Raw genomic sequence first — 26,853 nt, forward strand, 5'->3', positions numbered from 1 at the left:
ACAACGATAAGGCGGAGTTTTTTCTATGCCGGTGATGACAATAGAACAGATGAGCGGCTTTCTGGCTGAGCATTTTCCTCAGGGTGAAAAATTTGGCGTGCTGATCGGTTTGGGGGATAGCTGGGCCGAGATGAAACTGCCGGTGGATGATGAACATCTGCGTCCCGGCGGTACCGTCTCCGGACCATCAATGATGGCTCTGGCAGATGTCTGTATGTATGCGGCACTGCTGGGGCAGATCGGTCCGGTGGCACTGGCTGTAACGACCAACCTGAATATCAACTTCATGAGTAAACCTGAGGCCGGCCGGGATCTTGTTGCCCGCTGTAATCTGATGAAAGTGGGCAAGCGACTGGCGGTGGGTGAAGTGTGGATTCGCTCTGAAGGTTGTGAAGAGTTGGTGGCCCATACCACGCTGACCTATTCCATTCCTGCGGAGCGTTAACCGTGGATCTGATCGAGTGGCAGGAGCGGCTGCTGACGCTTCACGATGGAACCGAGATCTTTGCTCTGCATGGTCGGCATAAACATAACGAAGGCTGGGACAGACCCACGCTGGTGTTACTGCATGAGGCCCTCGGCCATATCGATATGTGGAAGGATTTTCCGCAGCAACTCGCAAATAACACCTGTTTGGATCTGTTTGTCTATGAGCGCCGCGGCTATGGCCGTTCATCTTCAATAACCCTGCCGCGTCCGGATGACTATCTGGAACAGGAGGGACGGGACTGGCTGAAACCGGTGCTGGATGCCGCAGGGCTCGATCAGATTGTGCTGGTGGGACACAGCGACGGCGGGTCCATTGCACTGATTGGTGCGGCTTGTCTGCAGGATAGGGTGGTAGCCATTATCACCGAAGCGGCTCATATCCGCATTGATTCGCTAACGACTGCAGGGATTGTCGAAGCGGTTGAGCTGTACAACGCTACCGATTTGCCGAAAAAGTTAGAACGTTATCATGGTGAGCGCACCGATCTGCTGTTTCGCGCCTGGCATGAAACCTGGCTGCGGGAACGCTTTCAGCCGCTGGATCTGAGCGGTTATTTAAACGATATCCGCTGCCCGGCGCTGATTATCCAGGGAGAGGATGATCAGTATGGTGAAAGGGCACAGGTCGACGATATTGTCAGCGGTATAGGGGCGAGCGCCGAAGCGCTGTTTCTGCCAAACTGTGGCCATGTGCCTCATTTGCAGGCACAACAGATAACCCTCGATGCAATGTCAGGGTTTCTTGAGTCGTTGGGTATATGAGGTGTTTTGATCGATATTTTTAATATTAATGGAGCTTGATTTACGTTGTTGCCATGTGTGATAAATCCGTCTCCAGGAAACTGAAATTTTTTGCTCATACAATGGTGGACGAAGTTTTGGTGGTACATAGTGACCATCGTGAAAGCGACCGCACAGTGCACAAGTTTCAACCATTAGATCACGCATTTCGTCATCAGTAGATGGCAGATTTATTCGACCACTTTTATTCCCCAATACCCGGTCTATACCTCCGGCAACTGCGCATGGGTAATAGCCCTGTGGCGTGAGTCCAATCCCGCATGAGGTGGCTATAGAACAAGCATTTCGATAGTCTGCAAATCGATACCAATGACTATCCTGAGGAGCCTGATTAAAAGGTCCGAAAGAGGGCTGAATGTTATTGTTCTTTTCTGAGTTCTCAATGCTGATTGATGTTGGGACTTGATCAAGCATGCGGTTTACTTTTTTGCCATGACCATTGCTTACTACCTCAACTAAGGTTGAGGGGCTGTATGCGATATAACGCTCCATTTCATCCAATATACTCAAGAAATCTGGATGTAACGTAGGCTCACCGCCCAAGAGGCGAATCCGCTCCCAATGCCTTTTACTCTCGATGGATTCATTAACAAATTGGCTAATTTTGCTGAGGCTAATGTGTGATGCCTCGGGGGCTTGCGCACTAGAACGGTTACAGTTATTGCATCTGAGGTTGCAGAGATAAGTTAAATCGATTTCTATTAGTGTGGTTGCCGGTTTGTATTGATAGCCAAGTAACCGGGTCAATGGACGTTGGACTCGAAGCCAACGCCATACACTTTTTAAAGCAAACCCAAGACGAACGATACCTATAAAACGACGAGGATAGTCCTGATGGTATTTATAGCTTTGGGACGAATCATACTTTTTCATTTGTACAGATAGCCTATGGATCAAGAAAAATTGCTGGTTATAGGTAATGGACCGGGTGACTTACCAATGGATGTTGGTAAATGGCCGCGTGTAACATTTAACGCAGTAAATAACACCTTGGCAGAGCCTAATGAGATACGGGTTATGAATAGCAAAACGGCAGGAAGGTTGGGGCCTGATTTGCAGTTCCTGGTAAGTAGTGAGCACTTTTCGCGTAAGTGGTGTAGGCAGTTCCAAGCCCAGCTTCTCCTAACAGCTATGGAATTAAAAGCAGAGCTAAATTGTGTACCTTCCACCGGGTTGGTCAGTTTAAGAGTGTTATCAGGAATGAAAATGCCATTGTGTATATACCGAATGACACTTTGCCCTAGTCTAATGAGGCAGCCAGAAATGTCACAGCGTAAGCCACTACCAGCAGCCTTCCATAATTGGTTAGGTGAGCGTCGTTTAGCATTGCAGTTGTGGCAAAATGCAGCGGATAGTCTGTACTGGCCACAATTGCATTTTCCGTTAGAAAATAACGCAGAAAATGAAAGTGGCTGCGGTGATCCGGCATCTGAACTGTTGCAATGGTTTACCTCGAGTGAAGGCCAGCCGGAATCAGGAAATACAGATGAGTTAAACAGGCTTTCAGAATTGCCCTTAGCCTCTTGGCTGTTATCGGCAGATGACCAAAAGTTGCGAGAGCTTGAGTGTTTCTTTTTTCTTTCCAGATACAAACGGGCGACTCCGAACTGGTGGCTGTATCGCAATAATCTATCTTCTGTCATCAATGATCTTCAGCTACGTCTAATGCAGGTTCAGCAATATCTGAGTAATCTGCCTTTGGCAAACTAAATAAGCTGTTGAGGATGTCTCGCTGATTGGCTTTGTATTCGCTGGAGTACGGAGATCGCTGATGGTAGTAGCAGAACACTTCATCGATAAAAGTTGGGCATTCAGCCATTTCTGCTAATGGCAGCATAAGTGCGTAGTCAGTAGCGCTTTCTACCCAATTTTCATTGTATTTGAGATATTGGGAAGGTAATTGATCAAATAGCTTTTTGCGAAAACCTCTTAGGTGTGCCCAAACGTTGCCACCACCTACTTCACGTGGATTCTGGAAGTTTGGAGTGTAAAGGTGTAGTGGTTTGTCTGGGCGAAACATTCCCCCATTAATCAGGTCTGCGCCTGAATTAATAGATTCATGTAATTTTGATGCAATCTCTTGAGACATTAAAGCGTCGTCTAGATCCAGGGTTACAATCATGGTTTCTGGATTTGTGCAGATATCCCTTACAGCAGTATGAAAGTTTTGTATGTGTCCATGCCTTTTTGTGCGACGTATCAGAGTAGTGCGCTCTTTTAATGTGCCCAGTAATAACGGCAGATGCCAATTGTTAGAAAGAGGGCTTCCGTCATCAATGACTATCAAACCAAACTGTTGATTGTTCTGCATGCTTAAAGAATGAAAGCAGCGACGTAGCTTTCCGATACTGGTATCACGGCCTTTAAGTAAAAAGATCAATACTTCATTACGTGTCGGATAACCCCAATCCGTTTCTGCCAATAAATCCCACTTCCCCTTTTGAGCTAATGGCTCTCGTCCTTGGCTAATCAGGTCACGCCATATTGGGAAATCAGGGTTGTCTTTATCAGTATTCATTGGGTGAAGGTAAAAAGTGCGATGATCACCACCGCGAACGGACAAACCGTTTTCTGAATTCGTACTCTGTACACTCCGATGCCACATCAGTTTATATTTATCTTTGTCGATAGTATTGGGAAGAGGACATAGGCTTCGTAGGCGTGGAAGGTGCAGTAATCCACATCTTATTTCAGGTGGGAACTGACCCGCTTCACCTTGATATGGCTTGAAGTTTGTTTGTAGTTGAGGAATGTTGAAACCTACAGATACAACGCCTTTTCTCATTAACGCTTCACGCATCTCTTTCAAGTAGTTATGCTGAAAGTCGTGGCGGCCGATTAAAACATCTGAGTCACATTGCAGTACATGAGATGTTTTTATCTGATCAAAAGCCCATAATTGGGGAAACAATGGGGCACAGATACTGGTGTGACTAGAGCAAATATCGCTGTTTCCAAACCATTTCAGATACGTGTTACGGATCTCGTTTTCGGCTGTTGGTGCTTCCCAGACTTCGTCCAGAACCCCTTCAGATAATAAGAGCTGGGCTAATGACCTCACTTTATCAAGATCTCCCTTGGCGTATTGGCGAAGAAATGGGCCGTTATATGTGTCGATAAGAATAACAGTCTGATTAAAGGATGCCGGATAGGATAAATGACTAACAATATGCTGTACTTGATCGTACAGCAGGTCAGAGTCCTGGGGACAGCTTTTAATAAGCAGTGTTACATCACTCTCTGTTCTGGGTGCTTGTATAGGTGTTCCATCTACTTTGAGGCAATGAGGAAAAATCTCTTCGATCAATTCTCGGTAAAAAGTAGAGAAACCCTCCAGTTTTTCCAGGGACTCATGCAAACGCATGGTCGTTTTTCTTCGGGCTAATTCATAGTCCGATTGGCCGAGTACAGTAATGCTGTAAAGCCGCGCTGAAGCGTCTAGAAAGCGTGATGGTGATAATGGAGCGATGTCCTTGCCAATATCGATGTATATAAGTTCGCCATCAACTAGTCTCAGGTTTGCGCGCTTAATATTACTAGTTACATAGCCACTAGAGTGTAAGCACTTGAGGAATTGCCTCGCAATTTCAGCCGAAAGAAAAGTCGGTATTGGTTCACTTTCAAACCATGGGTACTGGCAAGACCAGGTACCATTTTCTTTTTCCTTCCAATCGGCATCAGGGATTGGTCCTAGGGCTTGGGATGTGATTGCCTGGAGTCGTTTCACATCGGTGTCATTCATTGCATGAGGGTAAAAGCTTTTGTAAACCGAATGCTCATCTCTCCATACGACACCTTCTTGGCCGACCCCGAGCAAGGTTCCTTCCTGGTGTAAGGCTTCGTGCCAATGTTTAGTTGCCGTAGCCAATTTTTTTCGTTGTTGTGACCATTGAGCGGAACGTCTGTTCTGTTCACTAACTTCACCATCAAGAGAGTATATTGAATATATTGGGTAAGGTTGTACGGTTCCTCGTTCTGGCTGTAACATCAACAGCTCTGCAACTAGCCAATGGTCTTCGGCGCTTTTAACATCTGGATAGCGTATCCCGCTATTTGTGTGAAGCACAAGATTGCATGAGGGCAGTTCTTGCTCGGCTCCTTTAAGACAGAAAGCATCGATAAAGTTAAGTAATCTATTTTTGTCTTGTAATACATCCGGGTCGGCAATATTGCTCCATGCGAGTAACTGTCCACCTTTTTCCAGGTGGTTACTCCCGAGAACGTATAGTGCGTCATCACCCACACCGGCTTGGACCATTGTTGATACGGAGTTTTGAGCGGCAAATTTATCATCTGCGTCTAATCGTGCGATCCAAGATGCAGCAGGTAATTCAGAATCAACCCAGTCTAGTAGAGCATTTCTTGCTCTTGCAGCTGTACCACAGAGTGCATGAATAATGATTACACGGGGGTCATTCAGCCAGTCTTCTATATCGGAAATCCAATCATCAGATGAGTCGTCATCTAATATAACGATAGCAGCATCTCCCTGCTGAATGGCGGTTTGCTCCATTGCGGAACTGAGTGCTGATACTAAATGTTTCCCTTGGTTCCTGACGCAGATACCTATAATAATAGAAGCATTCAGGGCTTCATTGCTTAATGGTGATCGAAGCTGATAGAAGCGAGAAGACAAAACAGTATCAATTGTCCGTGGGGCTGGTGTATGCATGCTTCCATTCCTTTGCACGTTGTTGAATATCCTTTTTGCACCATCCAAATAGTGAATAGGCTCTTAGAAAAAATTTAAGTTTAACGTCATCTGTCATCAGATGTTTATGTAAGTGATAAAAATGGCCGAGCCCATCTAGCTTACTCTCGCTTAACTTAGTTGATAGTGATCGCTGCTTAGTATCTAGAATCCAGTTTGATGTATGAGATTCAGTGAAGGCGACTTTTACATTTTTTAGATTAAGTACTCGAATGGCCAGGTCCCGGTCATTGCAACTGGCTAAGTTGTCTGTAAAACAGCCAGAACTTACAAGTGCTGAAAGGCGAATAAAAGTGTTGGAGCCTTGCCAACCTGGATTCCCAATTAAAAAATCATCCACGCAGACTCTACAAATTGGCTCACGGTTCTGCTCATGGCCGTCGATTATGAGGCGAAGACCAGATAAAACTACATCAGGCCAGTCGTGCTCATAGGCATGTGCGCTGCATAAAGAGATATGATTGCAATCCCAAGTATCATCATCGTCAAGAATCGCGATATAACAATCAGGCCAGTGCTCCTGTATAAACCGAATACCTTTATTCCAGCTGGATGCTGCCCCTGATGAAATCTTATTCTCAATGATATGGATTGGTATCTCAGAGGTAGGGAGATTGGGAATGAAGCTTGAAGTACTTGTATCGCTATCAACGACAATGACTAAGTTACTAGGAAATAATTTTTGCGCACAGACTGATGTCACTGCGCGATGAAGAAGTACCTCTCTTTCCGGCAATGTTGCGATTAAAGCAACAATAGTAAGAGCCGCGTCCTTGGTTCTTGTCGGTTTCATCTGATTTTGATTGTGAGTCTGTATTCTGAAGAGTTAACGAAATTAGAGCATGAGCAGTACATCTGTTTATACCGTCTATCAAACTTGTGGCAATTCACTCACCAAATTAAGAATGGTTTATGCCTAGAACTAGAATTTATCAAAGACTACCTTAATCAGTTTTCATTGCATATAGACGTACTGGATGACTGGGTTGGAGAAGCTAACCCTGGGACGCGTAACAATCAGTTGGAGAGCATGGAGGATCGACATGGAAACTGTTCGAGCCTGATCACCAGTCAGCTACCGGTCACGGAGTGGCTCAAGGCGATAGGTGATGCCTGCCACCTGGGCCGATGCGATTCGGATCAAGGGGTCAGGTCTTGCGTTTTGCAGAACGGCCGCTCAACTGGGATCAAGGGGTCAGGTCTTGCGTTTTGCAGAACGGCCGCTCAACTGCAAAATACAAGACGCACGCTCTTTTTTTGTTTACCTGCGAACAATCGTCTTCGGCTTGCCTCTCAGTGTTCTCTACGACCTCTAGCTTTTAAAAGTTATTCTCCATAGACGGTCCCTCTAACGCCAGAATTTCTGCTCTGATAGTCTCGGCTTCAGCGGTCAGGGCAGAGTAGGTAGCAATATCCCCGTTACGCTGCGCTTGCATAGCCTGTTGAAGCGTATCCAGGTAAAGTTTGTTTAACTTCTTGGTAGGGTTTTTCTTAAATATTGAGAACATATAAAGCTCTGTTTAAGTGTGTCTTCAGTCCTATACGCATATGAATCTGTTTTAGTTTTTAATCTTTTTAATTGAGTGAAAATATAGTCCGTTTGAGTACGGGCGATTCGTCGTGACGCTTTGGTTATGTATGACTGCGTTAACCTGGAAGTGAAATTCAGAGGCCTTATGTTACAGGTCAGGTTAGTGACAAATAAGATAGTATTTTACCGCATGCGGGGTAAACTTTAGATATCAGGTAAAGCTAAACAGGTGGTTTTCATATCGGGTCAGTATTTGGTAGGTGAGGTCGATATGTCAGGTAAATCTACGGCAGGCCTGTCGCGTTATTGGGTGAGTTTATCCTATGAATAAATTTAATGAGATAGTCGCACATGCGCGTGATGGCGTTGGCTCTATGTGCCCTGATCGTCACCACCTGATCTGTCAGTTATTTGAAGAATACATCGAGATGTATGCTTCCCGTGATGATCGGTTAACCTCACGTTTTAGCGATAATTTTAGTGGTTACGCAGGGAGTAGTGATCTTCTTATCACCGATAAAGCAGAGTGGGTGCGCATTACACGGCAAGACTTCGCACAAGTCCCTGAGCGAATTGGTATTGAGATGCTGGACTTGTCACTGCAAGACCTGGCCGACGATGTTGTTGTCGCTACCGCGTTTTTCCATATTCACCTGCCGTCTTTTGAACAGGTTCTATCGAATAAAGTTGCCCGGCTGGTGCTGATTTTCCGTCAGGAGCAGGATGCCTGGAAAATAGTTCATAGCGGAATATCCATTCCGTTTGGATTGGCGAGTGGCAACGAAATTTATCCGATGTCAGCCATGGAAGAGCGCAACCTCGAACTGGAGCAGATCATTAATGTTCGGACTCAAGAGCTGGCTGAAGCCAACAGGCTACTGCAAATACAAAGTAATACCGATGGCTTGACGAATATTAGTAACCGCCGTCATTTTGATTATGTGCTTAGCCAGGAGTGGAATCGATGCCAGCGCAGCCGCTTACCCTTGGCGGTTATAATGCTGGATATCGATCATTTTAAAAAATTTAATGACCTGTATGGACATATTGCTGGTGATGCGTGCTTGCAGCAGCTGGCGCAGGGACTGTCTCAGTCAGCACGTCGCGTTGGTGAATTAGTTGCACGTTATGGCGGGGAGGAGTTTGTCATCCTTTTACCTAACACGGATAAACAGACTGCAGTGGAGGTGGCAAAGCAGATTAAGGAGATGGTTTTATCGTTAGCGATCCCTCACGCTAAGTCGTCTCACAGGATTGTCTCCGTAAGTCTGGGCGTGGCGAGTGTGCTTCCATCAATGAAACAGCAGCCTCTGGAGCTGGTGCGCATGGCCGATGACGCACTCTATCGCGCTAAATTTGCCGGACGTAATTGTATACAGCTGGAGGACAGCGATTCAGTCTGACGCTCGTCACAACTGCTCAGCCTTCCAGCTGAGCGGCTTGGTTTACCAGATCGGGAAGGCTTTCTGCACGCATCTTGCTCATCACCCGTGAACGGTGTACTTCGACGGTTTTCGGACTGATACCTAACTCTTCGGCTATCTCCCGGTTGGCCTTGCCGCTAACCACCAGAGCCATCACTTCCCGTTCCCGTCGGCTGAGGGTTTCGTATAGTTTGCGTACCTGTTCTTCAAGCTGACGGTCAGCGAACATCTCATCGGCTTTTTTCAGTGCGTTCTGCACCAGCGGGATCAGCACTTCATCATCGAAGGGTTTTTCCAGAAAGTCGATCGCGCCGTTTTTCATCGCGGTAACAGCCATGGGAATATCTCCATGACCACTGAGGACGATGATAGGCAGGCGGATATCCCGTTCCAGCATAATTTGCTGCAGTGCCAGACCGTTGATTTCGGGCATTCGCACATCCAGTAGCAGGCAGCCTTTGTCGCCCTTGTAGTTATTCAGAAACTCCCGGGCAGAGGCAAAACTCTGAACGGGCAGGTCGTCGCTTTCTAATAGCCATTGCATGGAATCACGAAAATCATCATCGTCATCCACAATAAAAACGGTGCCGCTGTATCTGGTCATGGTTGTCAGGTCCTAGCCTTTTGCTGGAATTTTAATATAAAACTGGGTGCCGGTTTTGCCGTCGCTTTCTGCCCATAACTGTCCCCCGTGGGTCTCGATAATGGTGCGGGAGATCGATAATCCCATCCCCAGTCCGGTGGACTTCGAGGTGAAGAACGGTTCAAACAGCTTATCTAATATTTCAGTGGTGATGCCTTTGGCATGGTCAGCGACTGAGATATAGATGCAATCTTTTACTTTGCGGGTGCTGATCATAACGGGACGGTGAGTCGCTTCACAGTCGTTATAGGCCTCAATCGCGTTGCGAATCAGGTTGACCAGCACCTGCTCAATCTGGATCTTGTCCGCTACGATTGGCAGATCCCCGGGCTCTAGCTCAAACTCGAATGTGGTGTTGTGGTCCAGGGCTTCCTGTTTGAGAAATTCAGCGATCTCCTGACAGCTCTCATTGAGGGAGAACTCCATTCGCTGATACTCGGTTTTTTTGACGAAGCTGCGCATCCGTTTAACAATTTCAGCGGCCCGTTTTGCCTGCCGGGTGATCAGTTCCATCGATTTACTGATCTCCTCAATGGAGGTAATGCGTCCCTCTTCAATACGGCGCATCGACCCGCGGCAGTAATTAAGAATCGCCGCCAGCGGCTGATTGATCTCATGGGCGAGGCCCGACGCCATCTCTCCCACGGAGAGCAGGCGGGCGATATGGGCCATCTCCAGCTGATTACGCTTCATCTCCTCTTCCGCTTTACGGCGCAGGGTGATATCCCGGCCAATGATCGAGTAATACTCGACCTGCATATCATCGTTGAGGTTGCGGTGGGCGATCACCTCCCGGATCTCAGCGGTGCGGTCACGTCCCGAGGGTAGTTGCATCTTTATACTGCCATACCAGGTGCCGTGGGCCGCTGCATGGCTGAGGGCATCCTGAACCAGTGAGGCAAATACTCTGGGTTCAAACATCTGTTCCAGATAGAAAACCATCGGGTTTTCTTTCTCAGTGCCCAGAGTGATGTAAGTGGCCTCGTTCATATAGGTTAGCTGCATGGTTTTATGATTGCAGAACATAATCATATCGGATGAGGCTTCAACCACTCGTGCCAGACGACGGGTAGCCTGCTGTGCCAGTGTCTGTTCGGTCACATCGCGGGAAACACAGACCACCTCAATCGGTTTTCCTTCAGTATTTCTCAGGGTGCGACTGGTGGTTTCCAGCCAGATATAGTGGCCGTTTTTATGTTTGTAGCGATATACGTTGGTGTACATCCCTTTGCGATAACGAACAGAATCGGAGCGTTTGATCAGATTGTCGGCATCTTCCGGATGAAACAGATCATAGCCCGCCGTGCCGATCATCTCTTCGACGGTGTAGCCCAGCATCCGTTCTACCGCCGGGCTGACATCCAGAAAGGTCCATTCAGTTGTCGGGGTATGGCGGGAGATCATGTCGGTGGATTGTTCCACCAGAAAGCGGGAGCGTTCTCCCTCATCCATTTCACTGATCGCTTTCAGATCTTGTTCTATACTCATTGATGCTCGCTGATCAGGGAAAAACCCTTAAAATCTGTTGTTTAGTACGTAGCCCTGTCTGGTTTTGACTTAAGGCTAACTTGTTTCGTCAGGGTAATTACGTATTATAGTTGATGCAATAAGGGTAAACACTTAGCTGTGAGTTTTTAACAACCATTTATTAAAATAATAACGCTGTGTCCGCGGATTTAATTCAGTGGCAGCGATATTCAGGGCTAACTACTATGTCAACACACTCTAATCCCTATCAGTTTGGACTGGATAAAAACAGCGCGAACTTCTGTGCGATGAGTCCTTTAAGCTTCATTGAACGATCAGCCTGGGTATTTCCAAATCACACGGCGGTAGTGCATCAGCAAACCCGGAGAACCTGGTCTGAAACCTACAATCGCTGCCGTCAGCTTGCCAGTGCTCTGAGTCAGAAAGGGATCGGCGAGGGCGATACGGTTGCTGTTATGGCGCCGAACCTGCCAGAGCTGTTTGAGGCCCATTTCGGCGTGCCGATGTGTGGTGCGGTGTTGAATGCGCTGAATGTCCGTTTAGACGCCGAAGCGCTTGCTTTTATTCTGCAACATGGTGAGGCGAAAGTCGTGATTGTCGACCGGGAGTTTTCTGAAGTGATCGGCAAGGCCCTGAAAATGATCGTCCATAAACCGTTGGTTATCGATATTGATGACCCCTATTACGCAGGAGGTGAACTGATCGGTAGTTGTGATTATGAAGCATTTATCGCTACGGGTGATGCTGCGTTTGACTGGCAGATGCCGGATGACGAGTGGAACGCGATCAGTCTGAACTACACCTCCGGTACAACCGGTAATCCAAAAGGGGTTGTTTACCACCATCGTGGAGCGTATCTGAATGCGATGAGTAATATTGTCTGTTGGAATATGGGGCAGCATCCGGTTTACCTCTGGACACTGCCGATGTTCCACTGCAATGGCTGGTGCTTTCCCTGGAGTCTTGCTGCATCAGCGGGTGTCAGTGTTTGTCTGCGTCATGTCCGTGCTGAGGATATCTACGGAGCGATTAAGCAGGAGAAGGTGAACCATTTCTGCGGTGCACCGATTGTACTGAATATGCTCAACAACGCACCGGATGAGATGAAGCAGGGCATCAGTCACAAGGTGAAAGTGATGACCGCGGGTGCAGCGCCACCAGCTGCAGTGATTCAGGGAATGGAGAAAATGGGTTTTGGTGTCACTCATGTGTATGGGCTGACAGAGACCTATGGTCCGTCGGTGGTATGTGAGTGGCATCAGGAGTGGAACGATCGCTCTGATGAAGAGATTGCCCGTCTTAAATCCCGTCAGGGTGTGCGCGCACCGATGCTGGATGGTCTGATGGTTGCTGATCCGAGTACTCTGGTGCCGGTCCCTCAGGATGGTCTGACCATGGGTGAGATCTTTATGCGCGGTAATCTGGTGATGAAAGGGTATTTGAAAAACCCGACCACCACCGAAGAGAGCTTTTCCGGTGGCTGGTTCCATTCAGGCGATCTGGCGGTATGGCATCCGGACGGTTATATTGAAATTAAAGACCGCTCCAAAGATATCATTATCTCCGGCGGCGAGAACATCTCATCGATTGAAGTGGAAGATGTTCTGTATCGCAACAGCAGTGTTATGGAAGCGGCGGTTGTTGCAAGGGATGATGAAAAGTGGGGCGAGGTGCCCTGTGCCTTTGTCAGTCTGAAAGATGGCGCTGAGGTTACTGAACAGGAGATTATCGACTTTTGTCGGGAGAATATGGCGAATTTTAAAGCGCCGAAGAAAGTTGTTTTTGGCCCTTTGCCGAAAACCTCCACCGGAAAAATTCAGAAATTTGTGCTGCGGGACAAGGCTAACTCTTAAATCTGCAACCTTAGGGTTGTGTTTGTCCGCAACGATAATAAATCAGCAACAATCATAAAAAGAGACCTCCGGGTCTCTTTTTTAAGTGGTTTTATATACGGGAGATGCTCAGCTCCAGATGCTCAGTGGCGGCTCATTCGACACCGCTGACACAATATTTTTACAGGTTATGATGCCGACGGTGGCGCCATAGCTGTCCACGACGGGAAGCGTTTCAAGATTGTAGTGGTGCATGACCTGCGCGGCGCGGCGGATACTGGTAACCGGTTCAGCGGTGATAACATCGTTGGCAATATACTGCTTTGCTGCGGTTATTTTCAGCAATCCCAGCTCCTCACTCTCTTGTCTGAGTTGTTCGAAAATAGATCTATAGGAGATCATCCCGATAATACAGTTTTGACTATTAACGACCGGTAATTCGTTAAACGGGCTCTCATGTATTTTCAGCAGAGCACTATAAGCTGAAATCTCTTCAGGCAGATTGGTGAACGATCGGCTCATCACTTCATAGAGATGGTGTAGTTCGTCTTTTGGTTGCGCATGGATAAGCTCCCGGTAAGCAGCCACGGCGTTCTGGTTGATGCTTTGAGGCGGTTGCGGCGTTTGGGGACTCTGTTGTTGTTCCGCTTCGCTGTGGCTTTGTGCTTTGGGTCTGGTGCGATAGAGTGCCTCCAGCGTGTCGTGAAATGCACGTCCGTCAGGCCCGTATATTGAGAACATGTTTATACCTCCACCGCCAGTCAGTAATCATAAAGAACCGCGTAAGGTCAGGCTTTAACATTACGATCTCTGGCGTATTTCAGATCAGCTATTGTCAGGTTATAACGAATTCTTAATCTGATCTCTTATCGCTTCAGCTTCGCGTTTACGCTCTTCAAGTCTGGCTATATCACTATTGGTGAGATCTTTTTCGCGCATGGCGAAGTCTATCTGTCGCAGGGCTTTATCAGTTGCGCCAATGAGCAGGAAGTATTCGATACGGGCTTCGTGAACCCCCAGGGTGTTTCCGGCAAGTCCCTGTGTCTCAGCCAGTTCATACCAGATATAGCTATTGGCAGGGTATTGCTGGCTTAGATCAGTGAGAACCCGCGCGGATTTTTTGAACTGATTATTCGCTCTGAGCGCTTTCGCGTAAAGCTGTTGTACCGGGTAGCTGTCCGGGTAGATCTGGTTAAGCAGCTCCAGTCGTTGTCCGGCGTTTCCAGGTTCTCCGGCCGCTAGTTCCTGTTCGGCATAGCTGAGGCGGATATACAGATGCTGTTGCAGATAGTCAGGCAGGCCCTCAAGTGCGCTTTTGGCCTGTTTATATTCGCGGTTCTGTATCAGTGCCAGCGCCAGGCCATAGCGACTTAATGGGTTGCTGTCAGCGCTTTCCTGGTAGGTTTTGATCAGTTGTTTAATATCGCTGGCATAATGGACTTCAATACGTTTTTGAATCAACTGAAAATCATAACGCTGGGGTTTAAACGCGGGTTTAGATAGTTGGCTGGCACGGTTTTCTGCATCAGCAATACGGGATTCGGTGACTGGATGTGTCAGGAGAAATTCCGGTGGTTTCTGGCCGAGGAAGCGACTGGAACGCTGAATCCGGGAGAACATGCGCGGCATCGCATAGGGGTCAAAGCCGGAGCTGACCAGATTGAGCATGCCGATGCGGTCGGCTTCCTGTTCATTGCGGCGGGTGAAATTTATTCCTGCTTGTTGCCCGGCCGCCATTGATGAGGTGATGCCTGCCATACCCGCCTGAGCGTCGGCCGTGGCGACCAGAATGCTGGCGAGAATACCCGCCAGCATTAATGGGGTGTTGCGGCGGCTCTCTTCCAGCTGTTGCGCGTAGTGACGCTGGGAGAGGTGCGCCAGTTCGTGGGCAATAACGGAGGCAAGTTCCTCCTCATCTTTAGCACCTAGCAGCAGGCCGGCATTAATACCAACGACGCCGCCAGGTACAGCAAAGGCATTGAGAACCGGGCTGTCGAGGACGATTAGTTCGAGGCGGTGATCCTGCAGTTGACTGTTGGCCGCAATCTGCCAGAGCAGGCTGTCGATGTAATTAACGGTAAGTGGGTCACCATACTCCGGGACACTTCCGCGTAGCAAGCGGGCCCAGGTTCGCCCCAGCTGGAACTCTTGTTCCAGTGATATAGTCGCCGAGCTGTTGGCGATGACCGGCAGCTCATCTGCCTGTGTTATGGGGACAGGACTGAGCGCCAGAATACTGCCTAGCAGATAACATGAAAGTCCGGTTCGCAAATTGTTAATCCTTATACTGAGTTACTGCAGTAACAAAAACAGTTAAGCGCAATTATGGATTATAATAACCCACTTTTTGGTATATATTGCTGGCCTCTTATCTGCATCAGGAGTAGCTCTATGACTGAGATCCACTGGGATGAACAACTCGATGCCCGCGGTCTGAATTGCCCTTTACCGCTATTGAAAGCGAAACAGGCTTTGCATAAGCTAAAGCCGGGTAAAATCCTTAAAGTGGTAGCAACTGATGCCGGCTCTCAGCGTGATTTCAAGGCTTTTGTCGATCAATCTGACCACCAAATGCTGGAATCGTTCAGCAATGATGATCAGTATACCTATATTATCCAGCGCGGCTAACAGGAGCAAAGCGTGAGAAAAATTTTCAGTAGATGGATCGACGATTACTTCTCAAATGAGGAGGTGATGCTGTTGCTGGTGCTGTTGGCGGGTGCTCTGGGGGTTATCCTGTATCTGGGGCAAACGCTGACGCCGGTGTTTACCAGTATTATCCTTGCGTTTCTGATGCAGGGTATGATTGTCTGGCTCAAAGAGCACCACGTACCACATTTTGCTTCAGTGTTGCTGGTATTTACGCTGTTTATTGGTGTACTGCTGTCACTGTTGCTGTTTATTATGCCGCTGGCCTGGAAACAGTCAGTTAACCTCTTCAATGAGTTGCCGGGGATGGTGGCGCAGGCGAAAAAGGTTTTGTTATTGCTGCCCCAGCAATACCCTGAAGTGTTTTCAGAGCAACAGATTACGCAGATTATTGATCTGGCTACAGCCGAGCTCAGACAGCTGGGGCAGATGGTGGTGACTTACTCGCTGAGCTCCATTACCGGGCTTATTGCACTGCTAATCTATGTGGTGCTGGTGCCGATACTGGTGTTTTTCTTTCTCAAAGATGGCAGTAACCTGGTACGTTGGTGGATTTCATTTTTGCCGCAAAAGAAAGCGATGCTGACGCAGGTGTGGACGGAGATGGATCAGCAGATTGCCAACTATGTCCGGGGTAAAGTGATTGAGATTGTTATCGTGGGGTCGGTAACCTATGTCGCGTTTGCCTTTTTGGGAATCGGCTATGCAGCACTGCTGGCCATCATGGTTGGTTTATCGGTACTCATACCCTATATCGGTGCAGCACTGGTAACCCTGCCGGTCGCGTTGATCGGTTTTTTTCAGTGGGGCTGGACCAATGAATTCTGGTATCTGATGCTGGCCTACGGCATTATTCAGGCACTGGATGGTAATGTGCTGGTGCCACTGCTGTTTTCTGAGGCTGTTAACCTTCACCCAGTGTCTATCATTATCGCGGTGTTGGTGTTTGGCAGTATCTGGGGCTTCTGGGGCGTATTTTTCGCTATTCCGCTGGCCACATTGATTAAAGCTATTCTGAATGCCTGGCCGAAAAGCCATGCGTTTATTCAGGATGGTAATAAAGCAGAGTAGTAATCAGCAAGAAACAATAAAGCCGGCTGATGCCGGCTTTATTGTTTCAGGAGCTAAACTCTGATTTGTATGTTCTGGATTGTAAGTTCTGTTTTTATAGTCCCTTGGCTGCCTCTAACACCTCGGCGACATGTTCTTTGACCTTCACCTTACGCCACTCTTTTCGAAGTACGCCGTCAGCATCGATCAGGAAGGTACTGCGTTCAATACCCAGATGTTCCTTGCCATAGAGCTTTTTCAGTTTGATAACATCAAACAGTTTGCACAGTGTTTCATCCGGGTCACTAATCAGTTCAAACGGGAAGGACTGTTTGGCTTTGAAATTTTCGTGGGCGCGCATGCCGTCCCGGGAAACACCAAAAATCTGAGTGTTAGCTGCCTGAAACTCGCTATACATATCCCGGAAGTCCTGGCCTTCAGTGGTGCAGCCGGGGGTGCTGTCTTTTGGGTAGAAGTAGATTACAACGTTGGAACCTTTAAGTTCGGACAACGTCACAGAGGTGTCGCTGGTGGCTACCGCGGTGAAGTTGGCTACTGGCTGATCAATCGTTGGCTGGCTCATACTTATTCCTTAAAAAATCTGTCTTAAAAACTACGCTTATCTGACTGAGATCAGTTAGAATGATACGCTTTTTATACGATAACAGATTACACAGATTTGGCAGCCCCTGAAAATATCGTTTTTTGAATATTCAGAATACGCTAACTTATTGAGCTTAAATGGGTTGAGCCGCAAATCGCAGGCAAGTACCATAGGCCATTCTGTATACCTCTTGATGGAGACCATGATGATTACTGGCAGCATTGTTGCTCTTGTTACCCCGATGAATTCTAACGGTGATGTCGATTGGGACGCGCTTGATAAACTGGTAGATTTTCATCTGGAGAAGGGCACCGACTCAATTGTCGCCGTCGGTACCAGTGGCGAATCTGCGACCCTGAGTTGTGATGAGCATTGCAAGGTAATCAAACGGGTTGTTGACCGTGTGGGCGGCGCTATTCCGGTTATTGCCGGTACCGGCGCGAACTCTACCCGGGAAGCGATTGAGTTGACTCAAGCGGCGAAAAAGGTGGGCGCTGATGCCTGTTTGCTGGTGACCCCGTACTACAATCGGCCAACCCAGGAAGGTTTGTATCTGCACTTTAAAGCCATTGCTGAAGCGGTTGATATTCCACAGATTCTTTATAATGTTCCTGGCCGTACCGCGTGCGATATGCTGCCAGAGACGGTGTTGAGATTGTCAGAGATCTCTAACATTGTGGGTATTAAAGAGGCTACGGGTAATCTTGAGCGTGCCAAAGCATTGATTGAGGCGGCACCCAAAGAGTTTGCTATCTATTCCGGCGACGATGAAACAGCCGTTGAGTTGATGCTGCTGGGCGGTGATGGAAACATATCAGTGACCGCCAATGTCGCACCTGCGCAGATGGGCGAGTTGTGTCGCCTGGCGATTGCTGGTGAGATCGAATCTGCCCGTGCACTGCAGGCGTCGCTGATGCCGCTTCACAAAGCGATGTTTGTTGAGGCGAATCCGATTCCGGTGAAATGGGCCGTCGCGGAGATGGGCTTGATCGGTCAGGCGATCCGGTTACCGCTGACAGTTTTGTCAGAGCAGTATCACAGTCAGGTGCGAGATGCCCTGAAAACCTGCGAAATTATCTGAAACTAACGGACGAGCATAATGAGAATAATTGCCTTGTTGCCTCTGGCAGCAGCTGTGTTGAGTGTTGCCGGATGTGGTTCATACTCAAACCCGATTTACGGCGAGAATGGACTTATCAACGATCGCAGCCAGAACTATGAAGAGGCCAAGGCAGCAAAACGGCTCGAACTGCCACCAGCGATTCAAACCCGTTCAAAAGCGATGCAGGAAGCTCTGGAAATTCCCAGTGCAGGTCAGACTGCCTCACAACGAACCGCTGATTTTGAAGTTCCTCGTCCTGAGTTCTTCTACGCTGATGCAGGCAATGGTAGCGTTAACCTGAAGCGCCAGGGTGATGAAAAAGTTCTGATTGTGGATGAGCCCATCGCAGATGTTTGGGTTCAGTTGCAGGACTTCTGGAGTTTTAACAATGTTGGTCTGGCAAAATCGGCCCCGCAAGAGGGAGTCATGGAAACCAACTGGATCGATACTGCAGGGGAAGAGTTAAGCTTTGTCGATAGTATGATCAAGCATTTGACCTTCCAGGATATTGAGGGGCCTGTCAGTGATAAACTGCGTGTGTCTGTGCGTCCGGTCGCCAATAATTTTGATCGCACCAGCATCTCGATGCAGCATATCCGGGTTGCTCAGGATCAGAAAGATCAGCCTGTGAACTGGACTGCTGACGCTGCAGATGTGGGTTATAAGACCGATATGATGTTTGAGATGCTGCGCTACCTGAGTAAATCAAGCAGTAATGCGAACGGCAGCCTCAGTATGAAGGAGCTCAAGCGCCAGCATAATGATCAGCCTCAGATGGGGCGTGACTCCAAGGGCTTCCCTGCGCTGAAGATTACGGTGCCGGTTGATCAGGCCTGGGGGCAGATCAATAAGGCTATCGATAACACGACTCTGGATGTGGGGACACGTGATCAGCAAACCGGTGTGATCTATATGACGTACACCACTTCGACGCCGTTTGAAGATACCGAAACAATGGGTTTCTTTGAGTGGCTGCACTCTGATCGTAAATCGTTTAGCTTTGATACCGGTCGCGTAGGTGAGGTCTTAGGTTTCGGTGGAGGCGAAAAAGTAACTGATGGTCCTTCATACAGCTCAAAGCAGTATGCGATTGCCGAAGGTGATCAAACGGTAGCTGGTGCGGCTGATCAGTACAGCATTGAGGGTGATTCTGATGCAGCCAACAGCAATGGTTATAAAATCTGGTTTGCAGGTAGAGTTATCTATGTGTTCGGTAGCGAACAGGATGGCGTCTATAATAATGAATCAGGTAAATTTGAGCATGTTGGTCAGTACCAGCTGCATATGAACCGGACCGCTAACGGAGTGTTTTTGACGGTTAAAACACCGGATGGTTTATCTGCACCCGCGGTGATTGCGGATGAGATCCTTTGGGAGATCAAAGATAAGATCTGAATGTCTAGCCTGGGCTGAACCCGGTTGATAGATTTGTGATGAAAGGGCCTTCTTTATAGCGGGCCTTTTTTTATATGAACTTATTTGATTCGGGTTCTTTGATTATTCAGAAGCCTGGTTTTATTTAAGGAATTGGGAGTAAATAGCGATGAAAGCCGTATTTCTTGATCTGAATAGTCTGGACTGTGATGACCTTAATCTTGCAGCATTAGAAGCAGAATTCAGCAGTTTCACGCGATATCCGGCGACTGCTCCCAAGCAGGTAGCAGGGCGAATAGCGGGTGCTGATGTGGTTATTGTGAATAAAGTGGTTCTGGACAGAGAGACTCTGTCTGCCGCTACTCAGCTGAAGCATATCTGTATCGCTGCAACCGGCACGAATAATGTTGACCTGCAGACAGCTTCTGAACTGGGTATCAGTGTGTCTAACTGTCAGGCCTATGGAACGGCTTCTGTTTCGCAGCATGTTATGGCGTTGATGCTGGCGCTGCATACAAATCTGATCCCTTATAATGAAGCCGCTCGTAATGGTAAATGGGCCCGTTCTGAACAGTTCTGCCTGCTGGATTATCCGATTCAGGAACTCAGCGGTAAGACATTGGGGATTGTGGGTTATGGCAATCTGGGGGCCGGGGTTGCGCAATTGGCGGGGGCATTCGGTATGAATGTCGTGATCGCTCAGCGCATCGGTGGTGATACCGTTGGTGGTCGGCTTGCATTGGCGGAACTGTTGCCGCAGGTTGATGTGCTCAGTTTACACTGTCCGCTCACAGAGGAGACTCGGGACCTGATTGATGCGAATGCCATTGATCAGATGAAAACCGGCGCCTTTCTGATTAACGCTTCCCGTGGCGGTATCGTCAATGAGAACGATCTGGCTGATGCTTTGCGTCGGGGTAAACTTGCCGGTGCGGCAACTGACGTGCTCAGTGAAGAACCCCCGGTGAATGGCAATCCGTTGCTGGCAGACGATATTCCCAATCTGATTATTACGCCTCACAGTGCCTGGGGGAGTGTACAGGCGCGGCAGCGGATTGTTGATCAGGTCACTGAAAGTATTGCCGGGTTTAAGCGCGGCGAGATGATCCGTCAGGTCAATTAAAGCGGGCGTCAAAAGGGCACCGGCGAGCTAAACGATAACGCCTCACCGGTGACCGGATGGCTGAAGCTAAGGGTTTGAGCATGCAGTAGTAAACGTTCTGAACGGGCGATCTGCTCCGGCCCGGCATAAAATCGGTCGCCCAGAATCGGGTGACCCATAAACTGCATATGTACCCGGAGTTGATGCGAGCGGCCCGTAATTGGGGTGAGTTCTATCCGGGAGGCATCATTCAGAGTCTCAAGCACCCGCCAGTGGGTTTGCGCTGATTTGCCCTGTTCATGATCAATAATTTGTAGTGGCCGGTTGTCCCAGTCACAACGCATCGGCTGATCGATTGTGCCGTTTTCCTGATGAAGTAAGCCAGCCACTATCGCCTGATAGGTTTTAGCGGTTTTTCTATCCTGAAACTGAATACTCAGATGTCGATGGCTGGCCGCGTTCAACGCCAGCACCATCAACCCTGAGGTTGCATAATCAAGTCGATGTACAATTCTGGCGGTTGGAAACGACAGCTGAACTCTGCTCCAGAGGCAGTCCTGTTTATCTTCGCCGCGGCCCGGCACTGAAAGCAAGTCTGCGGCCTTATTTACGACGACAATCTCATCGTCAGCGAAGAGGAGATCCCTGTCATCGATTGCGACAATCATTTCAGCGACTGATACCCTTGCCGTTAAACAGTTTCTTCTTCTGTGATTTTTTCTTGCCGCGAACAAACAGTGCCATCGATTCGACATGATGGGTTTGTGGGAACATATCCATCACCAGAAATTCCTGCAAACTGTATCCTTCTTCATTCAGCAGTTGGCTATCCCGTGCAAGGGCACCCGGGTTGCAAGAGATATAAAGAATCAGTTCGGGTTTGAGGCTGCAGATCTGCGGGATCAGTGAGGCGGCTCCGGTACGGGGCGGGTCGATAATAATCTTGCTATAGCCCTGTTTGAACCACTGCAGTCCCTTCAGATCATCAGCCAGGTTGGCGCAAAAGAAACGACAGTTATCCAGCTGGTTTTGCAGGGCATTACGTTGCGCCTGTTGCACCATGCTCATGCTTCCCTCAACCCCGGTTACCGATGCGCCGGAGTGTGCCACTGGCAGGGAGAAATTGCCCAGGCCGCAGAACATATCGAGTACCCGGTCCTCAGCTTTCAGGTTCAGTAACTGGCAGGCTTTGCTGATCATCTGCTGGTTGATGGCTGCATTCACCTGAATAAAGTCGCCAGGGCAGAACTCCAGCACCTGATCACCTAACTGATAGCTCGCTAGCTGAGCAGGGGCCTCGCTCTGCTCAGATTCGATAATGTGGTATTGCAGACTCAAGGAATAATGATCGGCAAGTGCGGTGAAAATCTCCAGATGCTGCTCGGTTAATGGCCGTTTCAGTCGTAGTGACAGATAGCCGCCCTGATCGCCAAGGTTTACATCAAGCTGGGTGATGTATCTGATATCGCCGCTGTCTCTTAGACCGTTCCTCACCTGGCTGAAGATATCGCTGACCCGTGAGTCCAGTACCGCACAGCTATCGATCTGGGTCAGCAGGTTGCTGCCGCGACGACGAAAACCAACGATGGGTTCTCCATCCGCAAGCTGGTTGATGCCGATACGGGCGCTGCGCCGGTAGTTCCAGCTGGTAGCGGTTAGTGCAGTGGAGATGCTGACGGGCTTTGTATGACCTATTCGCTCAAGCTGTTCGAGAGCCTGAGTTTGTTTCAGCTCCAGCTGTGCCTGGTTGTCCAGATGCTGCAGATCACAGCCGCCGCACTGTTGATAATGAGGGCAGACTGGTTCGATGCGGTGGCTGGAGGGGCTAATAACAGAATCGGTGTGTCCCTGGTAGAAACGGGATTTCTCTTCGGTCAGTCGTGCCAGAACTTGTTCTCCGGGCAGTGCATTAGTGATGAATGCCGTTTTGCCCTGATAGCGACCGACCCCTCTGCCATCATAGCTGAGGGAGCTGATATTCAGCTCTACCGGCTCAACGGGTAAAGGGTGCGACGGCCTGCGGGCCGGAGGCTGTTTTATAGTGCGGGAACTGTTCGGTTTCATGTGCTTCTCCTGACGAAGGGCGGATTCTACCAGTGCGGGGGGATTAAAGCATCCTGACGGAGCATTACATCGGCCCGTAAAGCCTATTCAGCAGATGAGCCTGCCGCTAAAACGTGTTTTTCTGACTAAATGCTTCATCGGATTGGGGGGCAGGGTATAAAATGAGCCTAATTTCTTCCAATTATCAGAGTCGATCTATGTCACAGGAACACCCGTTTGCACCCTTTGTACGAATTCTTGGTAAAGGTAAACAAGGCTCGCGCTCCCTGACTCAGGCGGAAGCCCGTGAAGCGATGGAGATGATTCTGGATGGACAGGTTGAGCCTGAACAACTGGGCGCATTTCTGATGCTGCTGCGGGTTAAAGAGGAGTCGCCGGAAGAGTTAGCTGGTTTTATTGAGGCGGTCCGCGGACGTTGTGGCGCCCCCCAGGCTTTAACCGTCGATCTGGACTGGTCAACTTATGCGGGTAAGAAGCGTCAGCTACCCTGGTTTATTCTTGTCGCACTTCTATTAGCTGAAAATGGTATTCGTGTGTTTATGCATGGTGCCAAAGGGCATACACCGGGCCGAATTTATACCGAAGACTGTCTGGCGCTATTTGGTATTGATTTTTGTACCAATTGGGATGAGGTGAGTGAATCACTGGACACTACTCAGTTCGCGTTTATGCCAATTGCGATGCTCAGCCCGGAGATGAGTAGGATTATCAACCTGCGGCCGGTGCTGGGGCTGCGTTCGCCGGTACATACTCTGTGTCGACTGATTAATCCGCTGCTGGCAAAGCACACGGTGGATGGCGTATTTCACCCTGCTTACGGTCCTATGCATCAGAAAACGGCTCAGCTACTTGGCGTTGAGAACGGCCTGACGATTAAAGGCGATGGCGGTGAAGCCGAGGTAAAGCCCGACGCCGAATGCGATCTACAGTGGACCCGCGGTAGCGACTACAGTACCTCCCAATGGGGCCGGTACTATCCCCGTCGCCTGGTTAAACAGGATCTGGATACTGCTGATCTGTTGGGACTGTGGCGCGGTAAAACAGCGGATGAGTACGGCGAAGGTGCCGTTATCTCAACCCTTGCGCTGATACTTAAATTGTTAAACAAAGCGGATAACGATGCCGCCTGCTTCTCGCTGGCAGAACAGATGTGGCAGAGTAGGGATAAGGAGCGGTATTAATTCGTAGCTCGAACGTCACAAACGAGCAACGAGCAACGAGCAACGAGCAACGTCGCCTCAATCCCTTCTCAGCTTGTCCGATACGGCAATTGGGCTGGGGAAGTTGAAGATTACGATATAGGTTGATAGCAGGAAGGTCAGGATCGCGGTGGCCTGAATAACGTGAGAGGCTTCCTGTCCGATCATCGCTGCGCTGGTGGCCATGTAGGCGATCAGCAGTGAGAATTCACTGATCTGGCCCAGACGGAAGCCTACTTCCCAGGCCAGTTTATTGCTCTCACTGATGCTCTGTAACAGAAAGCGGAACACGATCGGTTTGATCACCAGCACCAGAATCGCCAGTATCAATGCCGGGATAATGATCTGTCCCAGCAGCCCGAGGTTAAAGCTGGCGCCGATGGAGAAAAAAAACAGAATCAGGAAAAAGTCCCGTAACGGCTTCAGACTGGTGGCGATGTACTGGGCAATAGGACTGGTTGCAAGACTGACGCCGGCGATAAATGCGCCAATTTCAGCAGACAGGCCTACCGCGTGCGCCAGTTCGGCTAAGCCGAGGCACCAGCCAATCGCTACCAGGAAGATATACTCATGAAAACGATCGAATTTTTGTATCAGCGGTAGCAGTATATACCTGACAAAGAGCAGGGCGCCGCCGATGATGAGAGGTAAGGCAACGGCTGTTTTGAGGAAAGTCATCAGTTGGCTGGCGCCATTCTCACCGCTGTTAAGAAACAGCAGCACCAGAATCGCTATAACGTCTTGTAGTAGCAGTAAACCCACCACCAGTTCGCCGGTATGCTTGTGATGTAGCACCGTCGTTGGGAGCAATTTGATACCAATGATAGTACTGGAGAACATCAAAGCGACACCGATAATGATCGCTTCAGTGCGGGTAAAACCGAAGGCGATACCCACGCTATAACCAATAGCCATAAAAATAATGGCGCTGAAAATGGCCACCAGGGTGGCTTTTTTAAGCATATGGGCCAGGTGGCCTGGCTGCATATCCAGCCCCAGCAGGAATAACAAAAAGATGATGCCCACATGGGAGATATCTGCCAGTAGGGCGGTGTCCTGTATAAAACTATAGCCATAAGGCCCCAGCGCCGCGCCCAGCACGATGTAGGCGACCAGCAGTGGTTGGCGGGTATAGAGAGCCACAGAGGCCAGCACGGCGGCCCCGGTAAAAATAAGAAAAAATGAGAAAACCAGGCTCTGTTGCATCATAGCGTTAGGCGAAATCCGGTAAGTTAGGGCTCGGGAGGTCAGGTGAAACCAATCGATATATCAACCTTAGTCTAACCAATCTATATGCGTATATGAACCCAGTTTCCCCGCTTCCAGATATAAATAAAGATAAGGGATGATCCGGCCCGATGAAACACCTGTAATAGCCAGATGCCTGTGAGGCCATAGCCTAACCAGGGGCCTATCACCCAGGCCAGCGGGAGATAGAAACCCCACTGGCTCAGTGTGGTGATAAGCATCACTTCCCGGTTAGCGCCCGCACCCAGCAGTGCCTGGGTTAATACGATAGCGGCTGCATCCAGGCAGATAGCCAGGCATGTCAGCATTAACGGTGTATGTGCCGCATTAACGGCCTGATCTGTGGCCAGAAACAACCTGAGTATCGGGTCGGGGAAAAGCCACATTGGCAGGCTGAGCAATAGCATGATCAGGGTGGCGGTAATGATAACATCCCAGCCCCAGCGGCTTGCCAGCGTGGGATTGTGTTGCCCCAGTGAGTGGCTGACCAGGGTGGTTGCCGCGACTCCCAGGCCGACGCCCGGCAGAATCAGAAGTAACGCCAGATTGATCAGTACATGTCCGATTGCTTGTTGCGCAGTCCCCAGTAAACCGATGATCCAGAAAAGTACCACGATCGCTGCGGCAAAAAAGAACTGTTGAATTGAGTGAGGAATCGCCAGGCGAAGGATTGATGCTAATCCGGCCCTGTCAGCCAGACTGAAGCAAAACAGGCCTTTATTAACCGCGGATGGCAGTGTTACCAGTGCAAATAATAGTGCTCCGATGTACAGCGAGATCGTTGTTCCCAGTCCCGCGCCGGGTGCGCCCATCGCCGGAAACCCCAGATAGCCAAAGATCAGAAGATAGCTAATCAGAATATTCAGAATCTGGACTGCAAGCAAAATGCGCAGATAAACCATCGGCCGATTGGTACCATTCCAGTAGCCGCGAAAACTTAGATTCAGGCCGACCGCCAGTAACGCCAGTATACGGTATTTGAAGTACTCATCCGCAATGGTCTGCGCCTGGATATCGTCACTCATCAGAGCGATAAGCCACTCGGCGTTGATAAAAAAAAGAATAGTCAGCGGAATCGCTATGATAAAGGCCAGGATTATTCCCCAGCTAAGGGGGGTAGCGATTTCGTCAGACAGGTTTTGCCCGCGGCGGCGGGCGACCAGTGCCTGTACTCCGGATGACAGTCCCAGAATCAGACTGATAGCGAGAAAATTGAGATAGCCGCCGATACCCACTCCGGCCAATGCGGTTTCACCCAGGCGGCCCACCATTGCAGCATCGACAAGGTTGAGAATACTTTGTGATAACATACCGCCAATGATGGGCAGGCCCAGGGCTAGAATGGTTCGAAAGCGCTGCGGGCGGTTCAAAAAGACAGTTTCCTTTGGCCGGAATCGATGGATGAATGGCTGTCTGAATGTTGTGAAGTCAGCCACAAAGGTGTAAAACGGGGCAGTTTAACAGAATTGAAAAGGCGATGTTCCGGATAATAGCTGAGCAATTTACTCGGGATTAGAAAGCGTGTATCCTGAAAGCCATATT

General features: G+C 49.1%; 24 protein-coding genes. 11 read left to right on the forward strand and 13 right to left on the reverse strand.

The window, feature by feature from the left end; genetic code table 11:
• The first annotated feature begins 25 nt into the window (after positions 1–25).
• Together Q0499_RS16805 and Q0499_RS16810 are read left to right on the forward strand one after the other, a co-directional pair.
• On the forward strand, positions 26–445 hold the full coding sequence (locus Q0499_RS16805) for a PaaI family thioesterase (protein ID WP_299201627.1): 420 nt from the start codon (positions 26–28) through the stop codon (positions 443–445).
• 2 nt (positions 446–447) lie between these two features.
• The gene (locus tag Q0499_RS16810; protein ID WP_299201629.1) at positions 448–1,251 is read left to right on the forward strand and encodes an alpha/beta hydrolase; all 804 of its coding nucleotides are present in this window, start codon (positions 448–450) and stop codon (positions 1,249–1,251) included.
• On the opposite strand, the gene Q0499_RS16815 is transcribed toward Q0499_RS16810, so the two are convergent.
• A complete protein-coding gene (locus Q0499_RS16815) occupies positions 1,222–2,163 on the reverse strand; it encodes a radical SAM protein (protein ID WP_299201632.1) in 942 nt (313 codons plus the stop codon). The genes Q0499_RS16810 and Q0499_RS16815 overlap by 30 nt on opposite strands.
• Before the next feature lie 15 nt (positions 2,164–2,178).
• On the opposite strand from Q0499_RS16815, the gene Q0499_RS16820 reads away from it, so the two are divergent.
• A complete protein-coding gene (locus Q0499_RS16820; protein ID WP_299201634.1) occupies positions 2,179–3,000 on the forward strand; it encodes a hypothetical protein in 822 nt (273 codons plus the stop codon).
• Here the strand turns inward: Q0499_RS16820 and Q0499_RS16825 are convergent.
• From Q0499_RS16825 to Q0499_RS16835, 3 genes are all read right to left on the reverse strand, one after another.
• A complete protein-coding gene (locus Q0499_RS16825; RefSeq protein WP_299201637.1) occupies positions 2,933–5,962 on the reverse strand; it encodes a glycosyltransferase in 3,030 nt (1,009 codons plus the stop codon). The two genes, Q0499_RS16820 and Q0499_RS16825, sit on opposite strands and share 68 nt — an antisense overlap.
• The gene (locus tag Q0499_RS16830) at positions 5,934–6,794 is read right to left on the reverse strand and encodes a glycosyltransferase family A protein (protein WP_299201640.1); all 861 of its coding nucleotides are present in this window, start codon (positions 6,792–6,794) and stop codon (positions 5,934–5,936) included. The genes Q0499_RS16825 and Q0499_RS16830 overlap by 29 nt, the downstream gene beginning before the upstream one ends.
• A 526-nt stretch (positions 6,795–7,320) precedes the next feature.
• On the reverse strand, positions 7,321–7,509 hold the full coding sequence (locus tag Q0499_RS16835) for a DUF6435 family protein (protein ID WP_299201643.1): 189 nt from the start codon (positions 7,507–7,509) through the stop codon (positions 7,321–7,323).
• A gap of 346 nt (positions 7,510–7,855) precedes the next feature.
• Here Q0499_RS16835 and Q0499_RS16840 point away from each other — a divergent pair, with 346 nt between their 5' ends.
• Positions 7,856–8,935: a diguanylate cyclase gene (locus Q0499_RS16840; RefSeq protein ID WP_299201646.1), complete on the forward strand. Its 1,080-nt coding sequence runs from the start codon at positions 7,856–7,858 to the stop codon at positions 8,933–8,935.
• Positions 8,936–8,951: 16 nt separating this feature from the next.
• Here Q0499_RS16840 and Q0499_RS16845 read toward each other — a convergent pair whose 3' ends face one another.
• Entirely contained in the window at positions 8,952–9,560 is a 609-nt protein-coding gene (locus Q0499_RS16845) for a response regulator (RefSeq protein ID WP_299201649.1), read from the reverse strand.
• 12 nt (positions 9,561–9,572) lie between these two features.
• The gene (locus Q0499_RS16850; RefSeq protein WP_299201652.1) at positions 9,573–11,087 is read right to left on the reverse strand and encodes an ATP-binding protein; all 1,515 of its coding nucleotides are present in this window, start codon (positions 11,085–11,087) and stop codon (positions 9,573–9,575) included.
• A 224-nt stretch (positions 11,088–11,311) separates the two neighbouring features.
• Between Q0499_RS16850 and Q0499_RS16855 the strand changes: the two genes are divergently transcribed.
• Positions 11,312–12,940 (forward strand): acyl-CoA synthetase, encoded by a 1,629-nt coding sequence (locus Q0499_RS16855; protein WP_299201655.1) that lies wholly within the window; start codon positions 11,312–11,314, stop codon positions 12,938–12,940.
• A 108-nt stretch (positions 12,941–13,048) separates the two neighbouring features.
• Here Q0499_RS16855 and Q0499_RS16860 read toward each other — a convergent pair whose 3' ends face one another.
• Together Q0499_RS16860 and Q0499_RS16865 are read right to left on the reverse strand one after the other, a co-directional pair.
• On the reverse strand, positions 13,049–13,660 hold the full coding sequence (locus Q0499_RS16860; protein ID WP_299201658.1) for a CBS domain-containing protein: 612 nt from the start codon (positions 13,658–13,660) through the stop codon (positions 13,049–13,051).
• 99 nt (positions 13,661–13,759) lie between these two features.
• The gene (locus Q0499_RS16865) at positions 13,760–15,190 is read right to left on the reverse strand and encodes a M48 family metalloprotease (protein ID WP_299201661.1); all 1,431 of its coding nucleotides are present in this window, start codon (positions 15,188–15,190) and stop codon (positions 13,760–13,762) included.
• Between the two features lie 120 nt (positions 15,191–15,310).
• On the opposite strand from Q0499_RS16865, the gene Q0499_RS16870 reads away from it, so the two are divergent.
• Both Q0499_RS16870 and Q0499_RS16875 read left to right on the forward strand, forming a co-directional pair.
• Complete coding sequence (locus Q0499_RS16870; RefSeq protein ID WP_299201665.1) at positions 15,311–15,547, forward strand: sulfurtransferase TusA family protein; 237 nt, start codon at positions 15,311–15,313, stop codon at positions 15,545–15,547.
• A gap of 12 nt (positions 15,548–15,559) precedes the next feature.
• Positions 15,560–16,639 (forward strand): AI-2E family transporter, encoded by a 1,080-nt coding sequence (locus tag Q0499_RS16875; protein ID WP_299201668.1) that lies wholly within the window; start codon positions 15,560–15,562, stop codon positions 16,637–16,639.
• Positions 16,640–16,733: 94 nt separating this feature from the next.
• Here the strand turns inward: Q0499_RS16875 and Q0499_RS16880 are convergent, their stop codons facing one another.
• Positions 16,734–17,201 (reverse strand): peroxiredoxin, encoded by a 468-nt coding sequence (locus Q0499_RS16880; RefSeq protein ID WP_299201671.1) that lies wholly within the window; start codon positions 17,199–17,201, stop codon positions 16,734–16,736.
• A gap of 226 nt (positions 17,202–17,427) precedes the next feature.
• Between Q0499_RS16880 and dapA the strand changes: the two genes are divergently transcribed.
• The 3 genes from dapA (at position 17,428) to Q0499_RS16895 (ending at position 20,821) form a co-directional block, all read left to right on the forward strand.
• Positions 17,428–18,303, forward strand: coding sequence for a 4-hydroxy-tetrahydrodipicolinate synthase (gene dapA, locus Q0499_RS16885; RefSeq protein WP_299201674.1), 876 nt, complete (start codon positions 17,428–17,430; stop codon positions 18,301–18,303).
• Between the two features lie 18 nt (positions 18,304–18,321).
• Positions 18,322–19,719 (forward strand): outer membrane protein assembly factor BamC, encoded by a 1,398-nt coding sequence (gene bamC / locus Q0499_RS16890; protein ID WP_299201677.1) that lies wholly within the window; start codon positions 18,322–18,324, stop codon positions 19,717–19,719.
• Positions 19,720–19,867: 148 nt separating this feature from the next.
• Positions 19,868–20,821 carry a 2-hydroxyacid dehydrogenase gene (locus Q0499_RS16895; RefSeq protein WP_299201680.1) on the forward strand — a complete coding sequence of 318 codons (954 nt, stop codon included), beginning with the start codon at positions 19,868–19,870 and terminating at the stop codon, positions 20,819–20,821.
• An 8-nt stretch (positions 20,822–20,829) separates the two neighbouring features.
• Here Q0499_RS16895 and Q0499_RS16900 read toward each other — a convergent pair whose 3' ends face one another.
• Complete coding sequence (locus Q0499_RS16900) at positions 20,830–21,468, reverse strand: RluA family pseudouridine synthase (protein ID WP_299201683.1); 639 nt, start codon at positions 21,466–21,468, stop codon at positions 20,830–20,832.
• 1 nt (position 21,469) lies between these two features.
• A complete protein-coding gene (gene rlmD, locus Q0499_RS16905) occupies positions 21,470–22,864 on the reverse strand; it encodes a 23S rRNA (uracil(1939)-C(5))-methyltransferase RlmD (RefSeq protein WP_299201686.1) in 1,395 nt (464 codons plus the stop codon).
• 197 nt (positions 22,865–23,061) lie between these two features.
• Here rlmD and Q0499_RS16910 point away from each other — a divergent pair, with 197 nt between their 5' ends.
• Positions 23,062–24,045 (forward strand): glycosyl transferase family protein, encoded by a 984-nt coding sequence (locus Q0499_RS16910; RefSeq protein WP_299201689.1) that lies wholly within the window; start codon positions 23,062–23,064, stop codon positions 24,043–24,045.
• 57 nt (positions 24,046–24,102) lie between these two features.
• Here Q0499_RS16910 and Q0499_RS16915 read toward each other — a convergent pair whose 3' ends face one another.
• Together Q0499_RS16915 and Q0499_RS16920 are read right to left on the reverse strand one after the other, a co-directional pair.
• A complete protein-coding gene (locus tag Q0499_RS16915) occupies positions 24,103–25,272 on the reverse strand; it encodes a cation:proton antiporter (protein ID WP_299201692.1) in 1,170 nt (389 codons plus the stop codon).
• A gap of 80 nt (positions 25,273–25,352) precedes the next feature.
• On the reverse strand, positions 25,353–26,681 hold the full coding sequence (locus Q0499_RS16920; protein ID WP_299201695.1) for an MATE family efflux transporter: 1,329 nt from the start codon (positions 26,679–26,681) through the stop codon (positions 25,353–25,355).
• Positions 26,682–26,853 lie beyond the last annotated feature (172 nt).

The organism is uncultured Amphritea sp. (genome assembly GCF_937127095.1).
Classification (GTDB): Bacteria; Pseudomonadota; Gammaproteobacteria; order Pseudomonadales; family Balneatricaceae; genus Amphritea.